Origin of the sequence: Mesorhizobium sp. M4A.F.Ca.ET.050.02.1.1 (assembly GCF_003997725.1) — a bacterium.
Taxonomy (GTDB): domain Bacteria; phylum Pseudomonadota; class Alphaproteobacteria; order Rhizobiales; family Rhizobiaceae; genus Mesorhizobium.
Genome location: NZ_RZSG01001182.1, coordinates 1 through 1,267, shown reverse-complemented (window position 1 = coordinate 1,267; position 1,267 = coordinate 1). Strand labels below are relative to the sequence as shown.

2 protein-coding genes are annotated in these 1,267 nt (G+C 55.1%); one reads left to right on the top strand and one right to left on the bottom strand.

Annotation, left to right across the window (positions count from 1 at the left end):
• Positions 1-223, bottom strand: a 223-nt coding sequence (locus EOA33_RS40000; protein WP_210212652.1) for a hypothetical protein, incomplete at its 3' end; no start/stop codon positions are given.
• A gap of 133 nt (positions 224-356) precedes the next feature.
• Between EOA33_RS40000 and EOA33_RS36130 the strand changes: the two genes are divergently transcribed.
• Positions 357-773 carry a MucR family transcriptional regulator gene (locus EOA33_RS36130; RefSeq protein WP_281033595.1) on the top strand — a complete coding sequence of 139 codons (417 nt, stop codon included), beginning with the start codon at positions 357-359 and terminating at the stop codon, positions 771-773.
• The last annotated feature ends 494 nt before the right edge of the window (positions 774-1,267 follow it).

Sequence of the window (1,267 nt, the reverse complement as noted above, 5' to 3'; positions counted from 1 at the left end):
GACGGGTATGAATAGGCAGCATGCTAAAATAATCTTTGAAGGCTTTCGAAAAATGGGAAGACGAAACGTAGTTCGCATAATCCAGACCTCGCCTTTCGTGCCCATAGCCTACCGTCCATTGAGGCAATTTCAATATCATTTCTCTCTGTACGATTTTCAGGCTGCAGGTTTGGCGTGGATACGCTTTGCCGCCAAACGAAAGTCCGTTTTGCCCTCGCGTCATACAGAAATATCAAATATCCGGATTGATCGGACAAATTCCAAGTGGCATAGGTTGATTGCATATCGTCACTTGACGGATATGAGGACGTGGTGATTGAAGGAGCACGCCAATGCCCGGGGAACCTAACAATAATATGATTGAACTTACTGCCGATATCGTTGCCGCCTATGTCCAAAAGAACGCTGTTCCAGTGTCCGGATTGCCGGATTTGATCGCGAGCGTGAATTCGGCATTGTCGAATATTAGCCCGCCATCTCCCACACCAGAGCCTGCCCCCAAACCGGCAGTTAACCCCAAAAGGTCGGTGTTTCCGGACTACATCATTAGCCTCGAGGACGGCAGGAAATACAAGTCACTCAAGCGCCATCTTGCGACCAGTCATGGGCTGACGCCTGACGAATACCGGACGAAATGGGGTTTGGCCAAGGACTATCCCATGGTTGCGCCGAGTTATTCGGCGACCCGATCGGCATTGGCAAAGTCGCTAGGCTTGGGACGAAAGCCAGCTCCAGCCAAGAAACCTGCGACGAAACGCAAGGCCAGGGCCTGAGGTCTGGCCGCTATCGCCTTCGGCACTCAACGCCACCCGGAAGGATGGCGTTGAGCATCGTGACGGACGTCACACCTGGATGCGGCCGAGGCATTTGTCCCCGTCGGCTGTCGTCTCTTCGACTCGTCGCGAAAGCGATAAGCTTTGCCGGCTCCAGGCTTGAAAGCTCCACCGCCTAAAAGGCGGTTGCTTCAGGTTACGGTTTAAAGCCGGATCGGTCCGCCGCTCGGCGGACAGGGGCGCAAACATACGTCACGTTGAAGTTATCGTCTGGTTCGGGCGGCGTCTGGTTCTTGACGTACTCAACCCACATCTCGTCCGTCACATTGCCGCTCGTCGCAACCCAATAGCCTCTCGCCCCCAGAAGCCTTATAGCTTGCTACCAGATCCGCCGGCCGCGCCCGCGCCGCGGTGGTTGCCGTTCCCTCTCCCAACCAACTTTATGCGATTGCGCTGTAAGGAGCTCGCTGGCCATCCGATCGCCTTCCATGGCG

Coding starts and splice junctions, on each gene's coding strand:
- EOA33_RS36130 (WP_281033595.1), top strand. CDS start 357: ATGATTGAACTTACTGCCGATATCGTTGCCGCCTATGTCCAAAAGAAC.